This is a genomic window from Flavobacterium yafengii (assembly GCF_030010375.1).
GTDB classification, from domain to species: domain Bacteria; phylum Bacteroidota; class Bacteroidia; order Flavobacteriales; family Flavobacteriaceae; genus Flavobacterium; species Flavobacterium yafengii.
This window is the reverse complement of the sequence record NZ_JASCRY010000005.1, coordinates 79642-99283: the sequence shown is the minus strand read 5'-3', so window position 1 is coordinate 99283 and position 19642 is coordinate 79642. Positions and strand designations below refer to the sequence as shown.

The 19642-nt window shown below is 33.1% G+C and carries 19 protein-coding genes and 1 riboswitch; of the genes, 2 read left to right on the top strand and 17 right to left on the bottom strand.

From position 1 onward, the window contains the following. Positions 1-15 precede the first annotated feature (15 nt). The 3 genes from QLS97_RS15065 to QLS97_RS15055 form a co-directional block, all read right to left on the bottom strand. A complete protein-coding gene (locus QLS97_RS15065) occupies positions 16-1002 on the bottom strand; it encodes an FAD:protein FMN transferase (RefSeq protein WP_282717789.1) in 987 nt (328 codons plus the stop codon). Continuing rightward, entirely contained in the window at positions 999-1433 is a 435-nt protein-coding gene (locus QLS97_RS15060) for a thioredoxin family protein (RefSeq protein WP_282717788.1), read from the bottom strand. Before QLS97_RS15060 ends, QLS97_RS15065 begins: the two co-directional genes overlap by 4 nt. A gap of 131 nt (positions 1434-1564) precedes the next feature. Next, complete coding sequence (locus QLS97_RS15055; RefSeq protein WP_282717787.1) at positions 1565-2002, bottom strand: QcrA and Rieske domain-containing protein; 438 nt, start codon at positions 2000-2002, stop codon at positions 1565-1567. Between the two features lie 251 nt (positions 2003-2253). On the opposite strand from QLS97_RS15055, the gene QLS97_RS15050 reads away from it, so the two are divergent. Then, positions 2254-4353 carry an LTA synthase family protein gene (locus tag QLS97_RS15050; RefSeq protein WP_282717786.1) on the top strand — a complete coding sequence of 700 codons (2100 nt, stop codon included), beginning with the start codon at positions 2254-2256 and terminating at the stop codon, positions 4351-4353. A 56-nt stretch (positions 4354-4409) separates the two neighbouring features. Here the strand turns inward: QLS97_RS15050 and QLS97_RS15045 are convergent, their stop codons facing one another. Then, the gene (locus QLS97_RS15045) at positions 4410-5408 is read right to left on the bottom strand and encodes a zinc dependent phospholipase C family protein (protein ID WP_282717784.1); all 999 of its coding nucleotides are present in this window, start codon (positions 5406-5408) and stop codon (positions 4410-4412) included. Between the two features lie 98 nt (positions 5409-5506). Here QLS97_RS15045 and QLS97_RS15040 point away from each other — a divergent pair, with 98 nt between their 5' ends. Beyond that, positions 5507-6256, top strand: coding sequence for a YoaK family protein (locus QLS97_RS15040; RefSeq protein ID WP_282717782.1), 750 nt, complete (start codon positions 5507-5509; stop codon positions 6254-6256). Here the strand turns inward: QLS97_RS15040 and QLS97_RS15035 are convergent. The 13 genes from QLS97_RS15035 to lpxD all read right to left on the bottom strand — a co-directional run bounded on the left by QLS97_RS15035 (position 6240) and on the right by lpxD (position 19639). Continuing rightward, positions 6240-7196, bottom strand: coding sequence for a YeiH family protein (locus QLS97_RS15035; protein WP_487046838.1), 957 nt, complete (start codon positions 7194-7196; stop codon positions 6240-6242). The genes QLS97_RS15040 and QLS97_RS15035 overlap by 17 nt on opposite strands. A gap of 96 nt (positions 7197-7292) precedes the next feature. Then, positions 7293-8189, bottom strand: coding sequence for a LysR family transcriptional regulator (locus tag QLS97_RS15030; RefSeq protein WP_282717779.1), 897 nt, complete (start codon positions 8187-8189; stop codon positions 7293-7295). Between the two features lie 14 nt (positions 8190-8203). After that, on the bottom strand, positions 8204-10231 hold the full coding sequence (locus QLS97_RS15025; protein WP_282717778.1) for a hypothetical protein: 2028 nt from the start codon (positions 10229-10231) through the stop codon (positions 8204-8206). A gap of 89 nt (positions 10232-10320) precedes the next feature. Beyond that, a complete protein-coding gene (gene fabG / locus QLS97_RS15020) occupies positions 10321-11067 on the bottom strand; it encodes a 3-oxoacyl-[acyl-carrier-protein] reductase (RefSeq protein ID WP_035672321.1) in 747 nt (248 codons plus the stop codon). A gap of 73 nt (positions 11068-11140) precedes the next feature. Beyond that, positions 11141-12463 (bottom strand): Na+/H+ antiporter NhaC family protein, encoded by a 1323-nt coding sequence (locus QLS97_RS15015; RefSeq protein ID WP_282717777.1) that lies wholly within the window; start codon positions 12461-12463, stop codon positions 11141-11143. 62 nt (positions 12464-12525) lie between these two features. Next, positions 12526-12622, bottom strand: a riboswitch (SAM-I-IV-variant riboswitch). Between the two features lie 127 nt (positions 12623-12749). Continuing rightward, on the bottom strand, positions 12750-13172 hold the full coding sequence (locus QLS97_RS15010) for a hypothetical protein (protein ID WP_282717776.1): 423 nt from the start codon (positions 13170-13172) through the stop codon (positions 12750-12752). A 215-nt stretch (positions 13173-13387) separates the two neighbouring features. Then, positions 13388-14260, bottom strand: coding sequence for a succinate--CoA ligase subunit alpha (gene sucD / locus QLS97_RS15005; protein WP_091207776.1), 873 nt, complete (start codon positions 14258-14260; stop codon positions 13388-13390). Positions 14261-14354: 94 nt separating this feature from the next. Further along, a complete protein-coding gene (locus QLS97_RS15000) occupies positions 14355-14717 on the bottom strand; it encodes a nuclear transport factor 2 family protein (protein ID WP_282717775.1) in 363 nt (120 codons plus the stop codon). Between the two features lies 1 nt (position 14718). Continuing rightward, positions 14719-15648, bottom strand: coding sequence for a UDP-3-O-(3-hydroxymyristoyl)glucosamine N-acyltransferase (locus QLS97_RS14995; protein WP_282717774.1), 930 nt, complete (start codon positions 15646-15648; stop codon positions 14719-14721). A 68-nt stretch (positions 15649-15716) separates the two neighbouring features. Next, positions 15717-16283 (bottom strand): elongation factor P, encoded by a 567-nt coding sequence (gene efp, locus QLS97_RS14990; protein ID WP_035672298.1) that lies wholly within the window; start codon positions 16281-16283, stop codon positions 15717-15719. Between the two features lie 58 nt (positions 16284-16341). After that, positions 16342-17127, bottom strand: a complete 786-nt coding sequence (gene lpxA / locus QLS97_RS14985; RefSeq protein ID WP_282717772.1) for an acyl-ACP--UDP-N-acetylglucosamine O-acyltransferase — start codon at positions 17125-17127, stop codon at positions 16342-16344. An 87-nt stretch (positions 17128-17214) separates the two neighbouring features. After that, positions 17215-18603 (bottom strand): bifunctional UDP-3-O-[3-hydroxymyristoyl] N-acetylglucosamine deacetylase/3-hydroxyacyl-ACP dehydratase, encoded by a 1389-nt coding sequence (locus tag QLS97_RS14980; RefSeq protein ID WP_282717985.1) that lies wholly within the window; start codon positions 18601-18603, stop codon positions 17215-17217. Beyond that, the gene (lpxD, locus tag QLS97_RS14975; protein WP_282717771.1) at positions 18596-19639 is read right to left on the bottom strand and encodes a UDP-3-O-(3-hydroxymyristoyl)glucosamine N-acyltransferase; all 1044 of its coding nucleotides are present in this window, start codon (positions 19637-19639) and stop codon (positions 18596-18598) included. The genes QLS97_RS14980 and lpxD overlap by 8 nt, the downstream gene beginning before the upstream one ends. Positions 19640-19642: the final 3 nt, after the last annotated feature.

The window sequence follows — 19642 nt, the reverse complement described above, 5'->3', positions numbered from 1 at the left end:
TGAATATCTTTTGTATTAATTATATTTTTTGATGTCAATTCCTTTTGACGAATGGATTTTGCCTTTATCATCAACAATGATGCATTCAATACCTTTAAGTTGATTTACTAAATCCAATCCCACTTCTACTCCAAGAACAAAAATTCCTGTAGCTAAAGCGTCAGCAATTTCAGTTTGTTTTGCAAATACAGATACACTGACTACGCCAGTTGCCGGATAACCGGTTCTGGGATCAATTATATGGGAATATCGTATACCATTAAAAATAACATACTTTTCATAACTTCCTGAAGTTTCTACAGCACTGTCTTCTAATGGAAATGTGGCAAAAACTTTATTTTTATTCAAAGGATTTACAATACCCACATTCCAAAGTTTTCCATCCGGTTGTTTTCCCCAAGTATTAATATCTCCGGAAACATTTACAATTCCTGATGTACAACCTTTTGAAACCAATAAATTTTTCACTTTATCAGCAATATAGCCTTGACCAATTCCGCCCAAACCTAATTTCATCCCTTCTAATTTTAGAAAAATGGTTTGTTCCTTCTTGTTTAGAATAATATTTCTGTAACCAATTCTTGCCACCGATTTTTTAATAGCTTCTTCTGTTGGCATCACTTTCATTGAACCGTCAAATTTCCATATTTTGTCCATGGAAGCATACGAAATATCAAAGGCGCCATTGGTAATTTGGGAAATTTTAATAGCTCTTTCGACCAATTCAAAAACTTCAGCATCTACTTTTACAGGTTTAATTCCTGCATTGCGGTTGATTTCAGAAATTTGTGTAGTCGGAATCCAATCTGATATTAAATTTTCAATTCGTTTTACTTCGGCTACAGCCAAATCAATATATTCATTGGCTTTTATAGTGTCATTTGCAACAGCAGTGACCTCAAACGGACTTCCTAACATCGACAACTTTCTCTTGTGGGCGATTTGACCAACAGAAATGAAAGTTGTAAATAATAAACATAGGGAAATTATGCTCTTTATCATTTTTCAAATGAATGGATTAATTTAATATAATCAGCCGGAGAAACGTTTTTAAAACCTGTGATTCCTAATACATTCCCCGTTTTGTCCAAAAGTAACACTAATGGAAAATTTCCTGATTTATTGTATTTTTCAGCCAATTTTTTATTGCTTTCCATTAACTCTGGCACTAGTTGATTTGCTTTTTTCTTTGGAAAATCAGCTTTATAAATAACCCATTTTTGGTCAGCTTCCTTTTTAAATTCTTCTGATTTCCAAATCGTATTCTCTAATTTAATGCATGGAGCACACCAGTCTGATCCTGAAAAAACAAGAAGGATATTTTTGTTATCAGAAATTGACTGTGTTTTTGCTTCTTCAAAATTAGTTTTCCAGTTTTGAGAATATCCTAACGTTCCTATAAAAAGAAACAAGAACAAGACCTGTTTTTTCATCTTTTAAATCTGTTTTAATACTGTAAAAGTATTTATTTCTAGTGAAGTATAGTTTTCTGACAGTGAAAATTAAGACAGAATTAATTTAACGACTTATTTACAGATATACATGATTCTTTAAATGTATTGAACTAGACAATAACGGTTAAAGTTGTCCCTGACAAAGTAGTCTGATATTGTTTTAAATTGGATGGGGCAGGTCCCGAAATTACTTTGCCAGTACTTGTAAACTGAGAATTATGCCTTGGACAAACAAATACATTCCCTGACTTATCATAACCAAGCGTTACACCTTCGTGAGTGCATGAAGAAGATACCGCCAAAAAAGTCCCGGTATTAGTCCGTGCAATGATGATTCCTTTCATAACAATGAAACCTCCATTTGTGGCCAATACTCCTGTGCTGGTATCAACAGTAAAATTACTTGTAGCAGTTGGTGTTGGTATTGAAGAACCACTATCATTTGATTCATCTGAGCTGCAGCTCGTAGCCAAACCGGCTAAACAGGCTGGCAATAAAACAGTTGCTGCTCCAAATCCTACTCTCGCAAAAAATTCTTTTCTAGTCATGATTATTTTATATTAGGTTGGTTAATATGATTACATACGCAAAAAAAATAGTTCTAGTTTTTTTTTATAAAAAATAAAAAAAACCTGTATACAGATGAAAAATATTTTTATGATAGTTTTAAAAATTTAATAGTATTCATTTAAAATTGACAAATCTATTTGTACTAAGGCAGTATTTTGACAAAATATTAAGCAATTCTTAAAAAATAGCGTTAAAAATTATGTATACTTTTGTATGTAAAAACAGCACTATGAATTTTCTCAAAAAGTCATCTCCTTTTTATTATTTATTACTCTTCTACATTGTCGTAAGCTTTTTTTTAAGGTTTATCCTATTTTTTCATCCCATAACACAAACATCATTTATCTGGACTGATACGCTGTCTTTATTTGTTTTTGGGTTTATATCTGACTTTTTTATTTTTGTTTTACTTAGTGGCTTCTTATGGCTCTATCTTATTTTCATATCCAATTCTAAATATTTAAAACCCTACGGATATATTATTTTTGGATTGCTCGTAACTTCATTACTTTATGTTTCATCAGGCAAAACCATACTTAATGAATATGGTGGTGCTTTACCAACAGTTGGTATCGCTTTCATTGCTATAAAAACAATCTTATTTGGAACATTACTTTTCCTACCTAAATACCGAAGCCAAATCAGGTTTTGGTTGTTCTCCTTTGTAATTTTTATCTACGTGGTTTTAATTTTACAAAATGGAATCAGCGAATACTTTTTCTGGAATGAATTTGGCGTAAAATATAATTTTATTGCAGTAAATTATTTGGTTTACACCAATGAAGTTATTGGAAATATTATGGAATCTTATCCTGTGATTCCATTGTTTTCAGCACTGTTTATAATTGCAGGATTTGTGACATTTCTGATTGTAAAAAAATCAAAAAACTACATTGAAAGTATTCCTGCTTTTGTAGAAAAAATAAAATTATCCGGGATTTATTTAGTTTTATTTGCCCTTTCATTACTGGCAATACCATTTTTGTCCACTAAAGAAAACTCACATAATGTTTTTACAAATGAACTTCAGGCAAATGGTATTTACAAATTTTACCTGGCATTTATGCATAGTGAGTTGGATTATTTCAAATTTTACAAAACAGTTCCTAATAGTGAAGCCTTTGCTCAATTAAAGCAACAAATTCCTTCCATTTCAGGAGAAACCACTTGGAGACAGATAAAAAATGAAGCTGCCGAAAATCATAAAAACGTGGTTCTGATAACTATTGAAAGTTACAGTGCTGAGTTTATGAAAATGTATGGTAACGAAAAGAATATTACTCCGTTTTTAGATAGTTTGGCAACCAAAAGTTTAGTTTTTACAAACTTATATGCTGTGGGAAACAGAACGGTTCGCGGACTTGAAGCCGTTACTTTATGTTTTCCTCCTACCGCTGGCGAAAGTGTGGTAAAACGAGAAGACAATAAAAATAAATTTTCTACGGGAAACATATTTAAACAAAGAGGATATGCTGTAAAATTTATGTACGGAGGCGATGCTTTTTTTGATAATATGGAAGATTTCTTCACAGGAAATGGATATGAAATTGTTGACAAAAAAACATTTAAACCAAATGAAATCACTTTTGCAAACATTTGGGGGGTATGTGATGAAGATATCTATACCAAAGCAATCAAGGTAATGAACAAAGAAGCAGCAGCTAATAAGCCGTTTTTTAATCATATTATGACCGTGAGCAATCACAGACCTTTCACCTATCCAAATGGAAAAATTGATATTCCGGGTGATGCAAAATCTCGTGACGGTGGTGTAAAATATACAGATTATGCGATGAAAAAATTCTTTGAAATGGCCAAAAAACAACCTTGGTTTGCCAATACCGTTTTTGTCATTTTAGCCGATCATTGTGCTTCCAGTGCAGGAAAAACAGAGCTTCCGGTAGATAAATATAGAATTCCAGCCCTCATTTATAGTCCTGAGTTTATTGAACCGAAAAAATATACGAAACTGATGTCGCAAATAGATGTTATGCCAACTCTATTTGGATTATTGAATTTTGATTACCAAAGTAAATTTTATGGTCAGGATGTTTTAAAACCAGATTACAAACCCAGAGCTTTGATTGCTACCTACCAGGATTTAGGATTAATAAAAAACAATGTTTTGACGATTATTTCTGCAAAACAAAAAGTAAAACAATTTCAATTGACTTTGAGACCAAACCAGAAGGTGGCTCCTGATTTTCAAATATTTTACAATCAAATACCGCTCACAAAAGAAAGAACGGATTTAGTAAAGGAAACGATTTCCTACTATCAAACAGCCTCTGATATGTTGAAGAAAAAGAAATATCAAAAAATTAATTAGCATAAAAAAACGGGTAAAATTAAAATCTCACCCGTTTTCTAATTGAAAATAGAACGTTACTCTTTTTCGTTTGTCAAACCAAAAAGATTCCCTTTTTCAAAAGTTTTCAAATCCTTTTTTAAAGTTTTACTGTTACGTTTTGTAAGTTCGGCAGCATCAAGAGTACTTAAATCCGGTTTTCCTGCATTTACCCAAGCCGTGTACCAAAAACTTGCTGTGGCTGTAATGGCTTTTTTCATTTGTTGTTCAACCATTCCGTTTAAATCTGTGTGTAATTTAGCGGCATATTCATCAGTATATAACGTTCCTCCATATTTGTTTTTGACAACATTTCTAGCTGCATCCGTTACGTACATTTTGTTTTCAGCAGTTGCAGTTCTTAGTTTTTTATCTGTAGCCAATAAAGGTTCCACTAAACTGTGCGTGTCAAAAATGATATCCCAAGTTGCCTTGTCTACATTTTCTAAATATTTTCCTTGCGCTACATTCAATTTATAGTCTTTGGCAAACAATTCCGGCAAACGGCTCTCCCATAAGGAATGAATTCCTTTTTGATTGGTGTTTTGTCCATCGTGATTGTCAGAAGTATGCAACGGCATATGTGCATCTGCAATGTAATGACCTAAATCAGCTGCAATAAATAATATTTCGTTCTTTCTTTTGTCCTTGAAAGCTTTAGTCAATTTGACCATCATATCTTGAATATACCAAGGCAATATTCCGTTTTTAGTCAAAAACTTCTCATCGTATTTTAGCTTTGCTTCTTCCATGTTTTTAGGAAAAGTCTCCACAGCACCAAAATTCTCCATGTCAAAATAATGGCGAGGTGGCTCTGCTTTATCATTCAAAACATTTCTTCTCAAATCAGGAACCGTAGATTCTTGTGTAATAAAATCAATGTGATTGTAAAAAAAGGTTTGTAATGGTTTTGGAAGGGCCATTACCGCGGCTCTATTGATTCGTTCATGACCGATAACTCCCCATGACAAAAGAAAAAAAGCAACTCCAAGAGTAGATAACGCGATAAGTGTAGGTCTAATTTTAAAATTTTTCATTAAATTTATTTTTTTGAAATGCAAATGTATTTCTTTAAATCGTTATTAGAAAAAATTGGGTTTAAGATTCTGTTAATTAAAAAAAGAAAACTACAAATATGTTTCGACATCAAGGAAAAAACAGAACTTTTATTCATAATCTTCGTTTAGCCACTTTATTATCTTTTGTAGCCGGAATTGTAAATGTTACGGGAGTTTTATCGATACAAACATTAACTACCAATGTTACAGGCCATTTCGCCTACTTTGCCGAAGAAATCATGAAGCGAGATTATGCAGCCGCAATTACCTTTTTTGTGTTTACTATTTTCTTTTTGTTTGGTGCTTTTACCTCTAATTTTTTAGCGGAATTGATTTCGAAAAAACATCCAAATTTATCTCATGTCATTCCTATTTCACTGGAAATGATTGTTTTGATTGGTGTTGGAATTTTCGGAGCACAATCAGCATTATCCAGTTCTGAAGGAAAATGGATTGCTTTTTCGATGCTTTTTGCCATGGGAATACAAAACTCTTTGGTAACCAAAATTTCTCAATCTACTGTCCGAACAACCCATTTAACAGGACTTTTTACCGATTTAGGAATTGAATTGTCTCAATTATTTTTCTATAAAAAACCTGAAGAAAAGAAAAAATTAAAAACCAGTATCTATCTGAGATTATCCATTATTGCGTTCTTTTTTATCGGCTGTTTTTCAGGAGGTTTTCTTTATAATTTATTGGAAATGAAAACCCTTTTTGTTGCGGCAACATTTTTATTAATTGCGCTTTTGTATGATTATATCCGATTGCAATTTCATGTCATCAAACGAAAAACCTTTCATCATAAAACTATTTTAGATAAATAATCGAGACCAAAGTAGCGATTGCTATGAATGTCCAAAGCAAAATTCCTTGCGCAAGCGGTTTCAATCCCACCGATTTTAAAACAGTTCTATTTAATCCGGCTCCAATAAGAAACAAAGTCACCGTCAAACCTATTTTGGAAACTGAAACCAAATGTGGTGCTATACTCTCCATTTGTGGCAGATAGGTATTGGTAATCATCGCCAAAATAAACAATCCGATGAAATAAGGAATTTTTATTTTTCCAGATTTATTTTTGAAAACAAAAGCAGTAATCAATGCTACAGGAATAATCCATAACGCGCGGGCTAATTTTACTGTTGTGGCAATTTGTAATGCTTCGGGACCATATTTACTGGCTGCTCCCACCACAGAACTGGTATCATGAATGGCAATGGCGCACCATAATCCAAACTCTTTTTGTGATAAATCCAACCAATCACCCACGGCGGGAAACAAAAATAAAGCCACCGAATTCAGAATGAATATCACTCCCAAAGCAACGGAGGTTTGTTTTTCATTTGATTTGATTACGGGAGCAATAGCAGCAATTGCACTTCCACCACAAATTGCAGTTCCACAAGAAATTAAATGAGATGTTTTCTTCTCCGTTTTAAACCATTTTCCCAGAAAAGTTCCTAAAACTAAAGTACTGAAGATAGAAATGACAGTAAACAAAAAGCCTTCTTTTCCTGCGGAAACAGCACTGTGGACATTCATTCCGAATCCTAGTCCCACTACTGAAAATTGCAACAGATAATTGATGGCTTTATGATTCAATTCTAAAAAAGGATGTCCAAAAAGGTTGGCTACAATCAATCCTAATACTAAAGCAATCAGCGGAGAAACAAAAATTGTTGTGCAGAACAATATCAATACAACAAAAATGAGTTGCTGCAATTTGGGATTTACTTTAAAAAAAATAAAAGATTCTTTTTGAATTACTTTTTGATGCGTTTCCAATGTAAAGTTGTTAAATTATTACGATACAAAGGTGGAGAGATAAATCTATTTATGCCAATCGCAAATTATAATCTGCTATAACTTTAAATTATAATGATTCGAAATGTTCTGGATGAACAAATCCGAAAGCGAATCGGTTTTTCCTTGCAACGTAATGATATAAAAGAAACGTTCTATAATCAGGTCTTTAATGTCCAGTATAGCCAATTCATTGTTTTTAAGTTCTTTTTTTACTGCATGAATGGATATAAAAGCCACGCAATCAGAGTTCATCAAATAGGATTTTATACTTTCGGTGCTTCCTAATTGCATTTCAATTTTTAATTCTGATAGTTTAATTTCAAATGGTTTCAACGCATGTTCAATAACTTCAAGTGTTCCTGAACCTTGTTCCCGCATTAAAAAATGCATCCTTTTAAGATCTTCTTGATTCACTTCGTCAAGACTGACTAATGGATTGGAACTCTTACAGACTAAAACCAATTCGTCTTTTAAAAACTCCGTATATTTAATGGATTTATTTTTTGATTGTCCTTCAACTATTCCTATTTCAATCTCCTGTTTTAATAAAGAGTTTTCTATTTGTTCCGTGTTTCCATTCAGTAAATTCACTTTTACATCCTGCATTTTTTGATGAAAACGAGCTAAAAGCGGCGGGATTATATACTGAGAAATAGTTGTACTGGCTCCTAATCGCAACAATCCAGAACGTTGATTAATCAGCGTGCTCATATCAAAATCTATTTCGCGGTATACTTCAAAAATGTTTTTAGTGTGTTTTAATAATACTTCACCGGCAGTTGTCAGTGAGATTTTAGAACCATTTCTATCAAACAATTTGATTTTATATTGCTCTTCTAATTCCTGAATATGTTTGGAAATCGCAGGTTGTGTAATAAACAATTCCGTTGCAGCTTTTGTAAAACTCAACCGATTGGCAACAGTATAAAATACTTTTAGTCTAAAATCCATGTTGTTTAATTGTATTACAGTAATCCGTTGTATTTTCGAACAAACCATTCGGTTGCCAGTAAAATTGAAATCAAAACCAGTAACCAAATCCAATCAATCAAAGGCCTTTTTGTGACAATGTTCTTTTCTATCGCTTTATATTCTTCATTTTCTAAAAGCGTTTTAATCAATGCATCTACTTGATCCGGGAAAAATACTTTTCCTTGTGTTTGCGTGGCCAATTGTGTCAATTTCTCTACATCGGGATTAACAAATTGCTTTTCGATATCAAAATCAAGAATTTCAAAACTACTGGAATACGTCGTTTTAGAATTCAATTCTTTTACCGTAAACGCATAAGGGCCGGCTTTCAATCCGTCAAGATTGACTTTATACGAATTATTTCCTTTCAATAAATCGTAGTTTTTCGTTTGCTTGGTTTTGGTATTTGTTACCGCAATAGTCAAACGGGCTTTTTCATCAAACTCATAATTTTTATTGAAATATTGCGCAGTTATTTCAATGGGGTCACCTGAATTATAAAAACTTTCATGTTCAACCACTAATGATTTTTTAGAATTATTGGAAGCTAAAAATTGAATAATCTTATCCATGAAAATATCATATTTTTCAAAAGATTGATTGTTGACGTGTGTTTGCAAGCGCCATTTCCAACTATTTTCTCCCAAAAGATATGCGGCTCGCCTGCCTTGATTTTCTGCAAAAGCCAGTAAAGGCGCATTGGTATCTATTGTTCTAATTTTGGATGAAAGCAAAACAGACACCGCACCTTTTGTAGTTACGGTTCCAAAAGCATTTTGTAAAGGCGGTAAATTTTCAAACCCGATATTGTCAGCTGCAAACAAATTAAACTGCGCATTAAAAACCGACAAATAATCTTCTTTCTGTCCGCTCATTTTAAAGTTCAAATTATCCTGCTGTTGATTCAGAAAATTGAAATCGGTGTTGTTTCCAGTAATAATAAACGTATTGATTCCGGCACCTTTATTACTCTCAAAAATGGTTTTGAATTCGGTTGTCGGTTGGTATAAAACCAAAACACTAAAATATTGTAATGTTTTGATTTCATTTGGTTTAGCAATCGTTACTTTACGTTGTACATTGGATTCAATGGCTCTTTTTAGCGCCCCTAAATCAGGATGATTTATAGCTGATACAATAGCAATATTTGTTTTTTGGTCAATAACTTCAACCGCAAAATTCTTGGTATTATTATACGTATTTTTTTCCTTTTCTTTCGATGAAATAGAGGCTTTAAAAACCTGTAATCCTATTTTATCAGCCGGTAAAAGTACACTTACAGTTGCCGTTTTTTTGGAAGGCGAAAAGGTAATAGATTGTTTACTGAATACTGAATTTCCTTGTGAAATGATAAAATCTGCTGTTACACTTTTAGTTCCTGAATAGTGTAAAAAAGCTTCTACAGGAAATTTATTTTTGTGAAAAGCGTATTTATTAACGTTGAGCTGATTGATCTTAAAATCTAAAAAAGTTGTTGTATCACCTACAATTACTGGATATACTTTATTTACAGCATTAAAACTATAGACGTAATCATTCCCTGAAGTTTGATTTCCATCCGTAATTAAAACCGTTGGATAGATTGCGTTTTTATAAATGCTTTTTAGATTTTTGGCAACAACATCAATATTAGTTTGAGTTCCTTTAAAATCAAATGTTTCAGTCGGTTCAAAATCATCTGAAAACTGATACGATTGTACGTCGAATTTCTCTTGCAAAGCTGAATTTGATTGTATTTTTTTATACAATTCAACTGCTTTTTCATTCGCATTCAAAAAAGAAATGGAACTCGAATTATCAACAACAATTGGCAAAGGAGTTTTTATGGTTTCAAGCGTATTTTTGGTTAGTATTGGATTAATCAACAACAATAAAAGTCCAAAAATGGATAAAAAACGCAAAAAAGCCAAAAACCAACCGATTTTCGATTTGTTTTTGGCTTTGTAGATATATTGAAAAAACGACAAACCGCAAGCTATTAGTATAGAAAGAAGTAATAATAATAGCGTGTTTGTTGTCATTCTTTTTTTATTTTAAATGATGAATTTTAAATTTTGAATTCTTTCACCATTTAAAATTCATCATTTATAATTTATAATTTATAATTATTTTAGGTAAGCATTCCTCCACAAACATTCATAACCTGTCCAGTTACATACGCACTCATGTCTGAAGCAAAGAAAAGACACGCATTAGCAACATCTTCAGTCGTTCCTCCACGTTTCAACGGAATTCCGTCTCTCCATCCTTTTACAACATCTTCGTTTAATTTAGCGGTCATTTCTGTTTCTATAAAACCTGGAGCAATTACATTGCAACGAATATTACGAGATCCTAATTCTAAAGCTACGGATTTTGAAAAACCGATAACTCCCGCTTTAGAAGCAGCATAATTAGTTTGTCCTGCATTTCCTTTCACTCCTACAACTGAACTCATATTGATTATAGAACCAGAACGTTGTTTCAGGAAAGTACGTTGAATGGCTTTGGTCATATTAAAAACTGATTTCAAGTTAACATCAATTACTTGATCGAAATCTCCTTCAGACATACGCATCAAAAGGTTGTCTTTAGTAATTCCGGCGTTGTTAATTAAAATATCAACTGTCCCAAATTCAGCCAAAACAGCGTCTACAAAAGTTTGTGCTTCATTAAAATCGGCAGCATTTGATTGATATCCTTTAGCTTTAATTCCAAGAGCGTTCAATTCATTTTCTAATGCCAAAGCTGATTCTACAGAGGAACTATATGTAAATGCAACATTTGCACCATGTTTTGCAAAAACTTCAGCAATTCCTTTTCCAATTCCGCGACTCGCACCTGTAATTATGGCTACTTTTCCTTCTAGTAATTTCATATTCTATCGTTCGTTTGTATTTTTTTTATAAGACAAATATAACAATTCAATTCAAAAATTTTATGTCAAAAGCTTAAACTTTCAAAAATCTATGCATCCATTTATCCCAAAAATTACTGTAAATAGCAATTAAAGTAACTAAAAACAAAAATAAGAGATACCAAGCGTTACTGAGTAAATCTAAGAAATTCAGTTTTCCATTGGCAAAACTTAAAATTAACAAGACTTGAGCACCATAAGGCAAAATTCCTTGTACAATACAAGCAAAAATATCTAGTAAAGTTGCCGTTTTTTTGGAACTTAAATTATATTCATCATTAATTTCTTTGGCAATGGCACCTGTGATAACAATAGAAACGGTATTATTGGCAATAGCCATATTGGTAAAACTCACTAAAGTTCCAATTCCCATTTGAGCGGATTTCTTGTTTTTTATCCTGGATTTAATTTTATGAATGACAAAATCAATTCCTCCTGCTTTTTCTACCAATGCCGCTAAACCACCGGTTAGCATGGATAACAAGAATATATCAGTCATGCTTGTAAAGCCTTCATATATTTTTTGTGCGAATACTAAAACGGTAAAATCAGCACCAATAATTCCAATAATCCCTGCTACCACAATTCCGATGATTAAAGTCGTGAAAACATTAATCCCAAGTATAGCAAGGACTATCACTAATAAATACGGTAAAATTGTGAGTAGTTCATAGCTGGATTTTGGAATAGCAACTGCCGTGACTTCTGAATTCAACCCTAAATAGAAAAGTAAAAAAATAGTAATTACCGAAGCTGGAAAAGCAATGAATAGGTTAATTTTAAACTTATCTTTCATTTCACATCCCAAAGATTGAGTGGCTGCAATGGTTGTATCAGAAATCATCGATAGATTATCCCCTAGCATGGCACCTCCCAATAAAGAACCCGCTATTAATGCGAGTGGAGAGCCACTTTTTTCAGCAAGACTTACCGCAATTGGTCCTAATGCCACAATTGCACCAACCGAAGTTCCTGTTGCGGTAGAAAGAAAAGAAGCAATCAGGAAAATCCCCAATGGAAAATAAGCTACATCAATATTGTTGATTCCTAAATTCACCACTGAATCGACACCTCCCATTGCTTTTGTGACTGTAGCAAAAGCGCCTGCAAGCAAGTAAATCAAGCACATGGTAATTATTTTACTTTCGCCACAACCGGAAATCAGAGTATTAACTTTGTCTTCTGTTGATTGTTTGAATAATAAAAAAGCAGCAATAATACCAACTAAAACTGCTATTGGAGATGGGAATGCATAAAAATCATTAAGCCAAATTCCAGCTCCTAAAAAGGTTAAAATAAAAATGAATAAAGGTAGTAATGCTAATGCATTTCCTTTTTGTTGTGTTTTCTTTGTCATAAATAATGGTATAAGATGAATCCATTACCACGACAAACAAAAAACCAAAATATAAAAATGATTAAAACAACATTTTTTCCAAAGGATTTGGCTTATCGTTTTAGCACCTTGCTTGTTGTTGCAGGTTGCTATCCTATTGAAGGATTCGTGATAACGGGTGCAAAAGTAATTAATTATTTATGAAATTAGCCCAATTTTATTTCAAAAAAAGATAATTCAAAAAAAAGCGCCACATAAAAATGTAGCGCAATTATAATTAAGATGTTGAAAAGCAGTCTTTAAATAATTAAAAAGCTACATTCCATTTTGGCAATCTTCCATTTTCGTCAAGAAAGTTTTGTAAAACTTGTCCTTCTACAAATGTTGGAATCACTTTTGTCTTATCATTAAATGTCTCATACCAAACCACTTCAAGCGTAGTGATATCTTCGATTTTCATTTGTGCTGGCCAAGAATACTTTCTTCCTGTTTTTGCAAATTGGTGTCCTTCTACAATTTTATCTTTCAAGCCACCATTTTTAATTTTCAAAGTTCCGTCATTTTGAATAGTTCCAGTAGAACCAACCATAATTAATTCTTTTTCATCCCCTACAGAATACACTAAAAATACTCCAGATCCTTCTGAAGCATTGCAAACTTCTGCTAAACTATCCTCTGTAGTAAATGAAAACTGATTGGTAACTTTGAATTTTTTTAACTCTTTGTACATATTTTTTATTTTAATTTGAATTGGCTTCGACAAAAAAATACCCCACAAAATCGTGAGGCCCATTAGAAACCATTCGTTTATGTTTGTTCTTATTACAATTGAATCTGCAAAAACAGAAATATTTAATAAAGTGCAAAGATATTTCTTTAATTCAATTTATAATAAAAAAGCCCCACAAATTGTGAGGCTTTTAGAATATTTAATTAGAGTTTAGATTAACCTAAAACTTCTTTTACTTTTTTACCAATTTCAGCTGGAGAATCTACCACGTGAATACCACATTCTCTCATGATTTGTTTTTTAGCTTCAGCAGTATCGTCAGATCCACCAACAATAGCGCCTGCATGTCCCATTGTACGTCCTGCTGGAGCAGTAACTCCTGCGATGAAACCTACAACTGGTTTACGGTTTCCATCCGCTTTGATCCAATGAGCAGCATCCGCTTCTAATTGTCCACCAATTTCACCTATCATTACGATACATTCTGTTTCTGGGTCATTCATCAATAATTCAACCGCTTCTTTTGTAGTAGTTCCAATGATTGGGTCTCCACCGATACCAATGGCAGTAGTGATTCCTAATCCTTGTTTCACCACTTGGTCAGCTGCTTCGTATGTTAATGTTCCCGATTTAGAAACAATACCAACAGTTCCTTTTTTGAAAACGAAACCTGGCATAATACCAACTTTAGCTTCACCCGGAGTAATTATTCCTGGGCAGTTAGGTCCTATTAGACGAGCATTTCTTTCTTTTACGTAACTATTTGCTTTTATCATGTCAGCAACAGGTATTCCTTCAGTAATTGCAATAATTACTTTTATACCTGCATCTGCAGCTTCCATTATTGCATCAGCAGCAAAAGCCGGTGGAACAAAAATGATAGTTGTATCAGCTCCTGCTTGTTCTACAGCATCTTTTACAGTATTGAAAACGGGTCTGTCTAAGTGAGTTGTTCCCCCTTTTCCTGGAGTTACACCACCAACAACGTTAGTACCGTACTCAATCATTTGAGAAGCATGGAAAGTTCCTTCACTTCCTGTAAAACCTTGAACAATTATTTTGGAATCTTTATTAACTAAAACACTCATGATATATTTTTTATGTAGTTTTTAAAATTGTTATGCAAAAGTATAAAATAGTAATCAGTAATCGGTATTCAGTATTCAGTTTTTTGATACTAAATTATGATAATTGACTCATTTGATAGCCTCGAAATAATTTATTGTCTTTTATTTGCCAAATAACCATAAAATGCGCCAATAACATTTCTTCTCTTGGATTCTCAATCGTTTTCACAAAATGAGAGTACCGTACCGAAATCACATCATTCTCGGCAATAATATGACTAATTCGAACTTTAGAACGAACATAGGCTTTACTTAAATCATTAGATAAATTTAATAAAGAATTATAATCCAATTGAATGAATCCTTTGCTACTATTCCATTCAACGACCACTTCTGGATGCAAAAAATCTTTCATGACTTCGCTATCGATTAAAGCATCTGATTTGTAAAATTTCTGAACGACTTCTTTAGCAGACATATTATTTTAGTTTAGTAAGAATTTCCGGTATCTTTTTTATATTGGCCAGTTGCTTCAATTTTTCTCTTGATTCTTCAATTGGCGTTCCAAAATAAGATTTACCTCCTTCTACTGATTTTGTAACTCCGGTTTGACCAAGAATAACGGCCTTTGCTCCTATTGTGATTCCGCTGGTGGTCCCTACTTGTCCCCAAATAGTAACTTCATCTTCAATAATAACGCAACCCGCAATTCCGGTTTGTGAAGCAATTAAACATTTTTTTCCAATCACCGTGTCATGGCCTACATGCACTTGATTGTCAATTTTTGTGCCTTCACCAATAGTGGTATCGCCAGTTACTCCTTTATCAATCGTACAAAGAGCGCCAATTCCAACATTGTCTTTAATGACCACTCTTCCACCGGAAAGTAATTGATCGTATCCTTCAGGACGTTTTTTATAATAAAACGCATCAGCACCAAGAATAGTTCCCGCGTGAATTATTACATTATCACCAATAACTGTATGATCATAAATGGAAACATTAGAATGAATCAAACAATTCCTCCCGATAACAACATGGTTTCCTATAAATGTATTGGGCTGTATTACAGTTCCTTCACCTATTGAAGCTGAAGCGGCTATTGAAACATTCGAAAATTGAAATGGCTTGAAATAGTTCGTCAATTTATTAAAATCCCTAAAAGGATCGTCTGAAATCAATAATGCTTTTCCATCTGGACAAGCTACATTTTTATTGATTAAAACAATAGTTGCTGCTGAGTTTAATGCTTTGTCATAATACTTAGGATGATCCACAAAAACAATATCTCCAGATTCGACAACATGAATTTCATTCATTCCCGAAACAGGAAAATTAGCATCACCAACATATTCACAGTCGATGATATTTGCAATTTCTTCTAAAGAGTAAACTTTTTGGAATTTCATAAATTTAATATTCGGTTTCAATATTCCGTATTCAGCTCATTTACAAGCTGAATACGGAACATTGTAATCTACTCTTTTACACGTTCCATGTAAGAACCTGACGCAGTATCAATTTTAATTTTATCTCCTTCATTAATAAATAAAGGGACATTTACAGTTGCACCAGTTTCAACAGTTGCTGATTTTGTTGCATTTGTAGCCGTATTTCCTTTAATTCCTGGCTCTGCATAAGTCACTTCAAGAATAACAGATGCTGGCATATCTACAGAAAGCGGTAAATCAGTCTCTGTATTGATACTTACCATTACATTTTCTCCTTCTTTCAATAAATCTGGTGAATCTAAAATGTTTTTATTCAAAGTAATTTGTTCGAAAGTCTCTGTATTCATAAAATGAAATTCATCACCTTCTGGATATAAAAACTGGAATTTATGGTTTTCTACTCTAACTTCTTCGATTTTATGACCTGCAGAAAAAGTGTTGTCCAATACTTTTCCGTTAGTCAAACTTCTAAGTTTTGTTCTAACAAAAGCAGGACCTTTTCCTGGTTTTACGTGAAGAAATTCAATGATTTTGTAAATATCGTTGTTGTATTTAATACACAATCCGTTTTTAATATCTGATGTAGATGCCATTATATTGTTTGTTTTTTATTACTATTTTTATTTTTTGGTAACTGAAACTACTTTATTTTTAGTAGTTCCCAGAATATCCTTTCATTACTCCTCTTGATGAATTTCGAATAAAATCAATAATTTCATCTCTTTCCGGTGTCGCTTCCATCTCTGCCTCAATAATACCCAAAGCTTGTGTGGTATTATAATTTTTTTGATACAGAATTCTGTAAATATCCTGAATTTCTCTAATTTTTTCAGTTGTAAAACCGCGTCTTCTTAATCCTACAGAATTAATTCCAACATACGACAAAGGTTCTTTTGCTGCTTTTGTAAAAGGCGGAACATCCTTTCTTACCAAAGATCCACCTGATATCATCGCGTGGTCTCCAATATGAATAAATTGATGAATTGCTGCCAAGCCACCAATAACCGCAAATTTACCTACGGTAACGTGACCTGCCAAAGCTACTCCGTTTACAATAATAGCATTATCACCAATGTGACAATCATGAGCAATATGCGCAGTTGCCATTACCAAACAATTATTTCCTAAAGTAGTTTGACCAGATGCAATTGTTCCTCTATTGATAGTTACACATTCTCTAATCGTACAATTGTCTCCAATTATTGCTAAAGAATCTTCTCCACCAAATTTTAAATCCTGTGGAACCGCCGAAATAACTGCGCCAGGGAATATATTACAATTTTTTCCAATTCTTGCGCCTTCCATTATGGTAACATTCGAACCAATCCAAGTTCCGTCTCCAATAACTACATTATTGTGAATGGTTGTAAATGGTTCAATGACAACATTTTTGGCAATTTTGGCGCCTGGATGAACATAGGCTAGTGGTTGATTCATCAGCTATTTTTTATTTTTATATTTATTAGAGTAATAAAAGGATAAACTGCATTTTCTCAAATGTAGTATTCCAATTCTAATCTAAATCTATTGTTTCTTAGCAATTTGTGCCATCAATTCTGCTTCAGCAACCAGTTTCCCATTTGCGTAAGCGTTTGCTTGCATGTGACAAATTCCTCTTCTGATAGGCGTAATTAAATCACACTTAAAAATCAAAGTATCACCAGGTAATACTTTATGTTTGAATTTAACATTATCAATTTTCATAAAATAAGTCAAATAATTTTCAGGATCCGGAACAGTGCTTAATACCAGAATTCCTCCCGTTTGTGCCATTGCTTCAACAATTAAAACACCCGGCATAACTGGAGCTTCAGGAAAATGTCCTACAAAGAAATTCTCATTCATTGTAACATTTTTCATACCTACAACATGAGTTTCAGACATTTCAATGATTCTGTCAATCAATAAAAATGGTGGTCTATGAGGTAGAACAGCCATAATTTTATGAATGTCCATTAAAGGTTCTTGATTTAAATCATAAACAGGAACATAATTTCTTTGTTCGATTTTTATGATTTTCGCCATTTTTTTAGCAAACTGTGTATTTACAAAATGCCCAGGTTTATTTGCAATTACTTTCCCTTGAATTCTTGTTCCAATTAAAGCTAAATCACCTACTACATCAAGTAATTTGTGTCTTGCCGCTTCATTTGGATAATGTAAAGTAAGGTTGTCTAAAATTCCATTTGGTTTAACCGTAATTTCGTCTTTTCCAAAAGCAACTTTTAAATTCTCCATCGTTGCAGCAGAAATTTCTTTATCTACATAAACAATAGCATTATTTAAATCACCCCCTTTTATCAAACCATTTTCTAACAATGATTCTAATTCGTGTAAAAAGCTGAAAGTTCTTGACTCAGATATCTCCGTTTTAAAATCTGAAATGCTTTTCATAGTAGCGTTTTGAGTACCAAGTATTTTAGTACCAAAATCTACCATTGCAGTAACCGAATAATGATCGTTTGGCATTACCAATATTTCACTGCCAGAAGCTTCATCTGTAAAAGAAATTACTTCTTTTACTACGTATACATTTCTTTTAGCGTTCTGTTCCTCAATTTCTGCTTTTTCAAGCGCTTCAACAAAATATTTTGAAGACCCATCCATTATAGGAAGTTCAGAAGCATTTAGTTCTATGATTACATTATCTAAATCGCAACCAATTAGTGCTGCTAAAACATGCTCAGGTGTCTGAATTTTTACACCTAATTTTTCTAGATTGGTTCCTCTTTGCGTGTTCACAACATAATTTGCATCAGCTTCAATAATAGGTTGCCCTTCCAGATCTACTCGAACAAAAGTAAAACCATTATTGACTGGAGCAGGTTTAAAAGTCATTTTTACTTCTTTTCCTGTGTGTAATCCAACTCCAGTTAGCGAAATTTCTGTTTTGATGGTCTTCTGTTTAACCATTGTTTCCATTTTTTTGGTTTAATATTTGTTTTTTTAATTCTTCTATTTCTGCAACAATTTTAGGCAAATTCTTGAAATGAACATACGATTTACTGAAATCATTGTATCCAAATGTAGGGCTTCCTTGCAAGATTTCATTATCTTTTATATTTCGTCCCACACCTGATTGTGCTTGGATTCGAACATTATTACCAATAGTTAAATGTCCAGAGATTCCAACTTGTCCGCCAATCATGCCACTTTTCCCAATTTTTGTAGAACCTGCAACACCTGTTTGAGCGGCAATTACGGTGTTCTCACCAATCTCAACATTATGCCCAATCTGAATTTGATTGTCAAGCTTTACTCCTTTTCTAATAATTGTAGATCCCATTGTAGCTCTGTCTATTGTAGTACAAGAACCTATATCAACATTATCTTCAATAATTACATTTCCTATTTGCGGAATCTTAGTATACGTTCCATCTGGATTTGGGGCGAAACCAAAACCATCAGCACCTATTATAGCTCCGGAATGTATCGTGCAATTATTCCCGATTACGGTCTCCGAATAGATTTTTGCACCAGCGAACAATACTACATTATCCCCTATTACCACATTATCTCCAACGAAGCAATTTGGATATATTTTTACATTTTCACCCAAAACTACATTCTGTCCCACATAACTAAAACTACCAAGATATAAATTATCTCCGTATTTTACACTTTGTGAGAGAAAAGAAGGCTGCTCTATTCCACTTTTATTCAATTTCACCTGATTATAAAACTCTAATAATTTAGAAAATGCCGCATACGCATCTTGCACTTTTATTAATGTGGTTGTCAAAGGTGATTCTGGCACAAAGGTCTCATTAACAATTGTTACTGAAGCTTTTGTGGAATATATATAATTAAGATATTTAGGATTTGATAAAAAAGTAAGCGATCCCTCAGTGCCTTCTTCGATTTTTGACAATCTAAAAACTTCCGCCATGGGATTCCCTACAACTTCTCCTTCTAAAATCCCTGCTATTTGTTCTGCTGTAAATTTCATCGC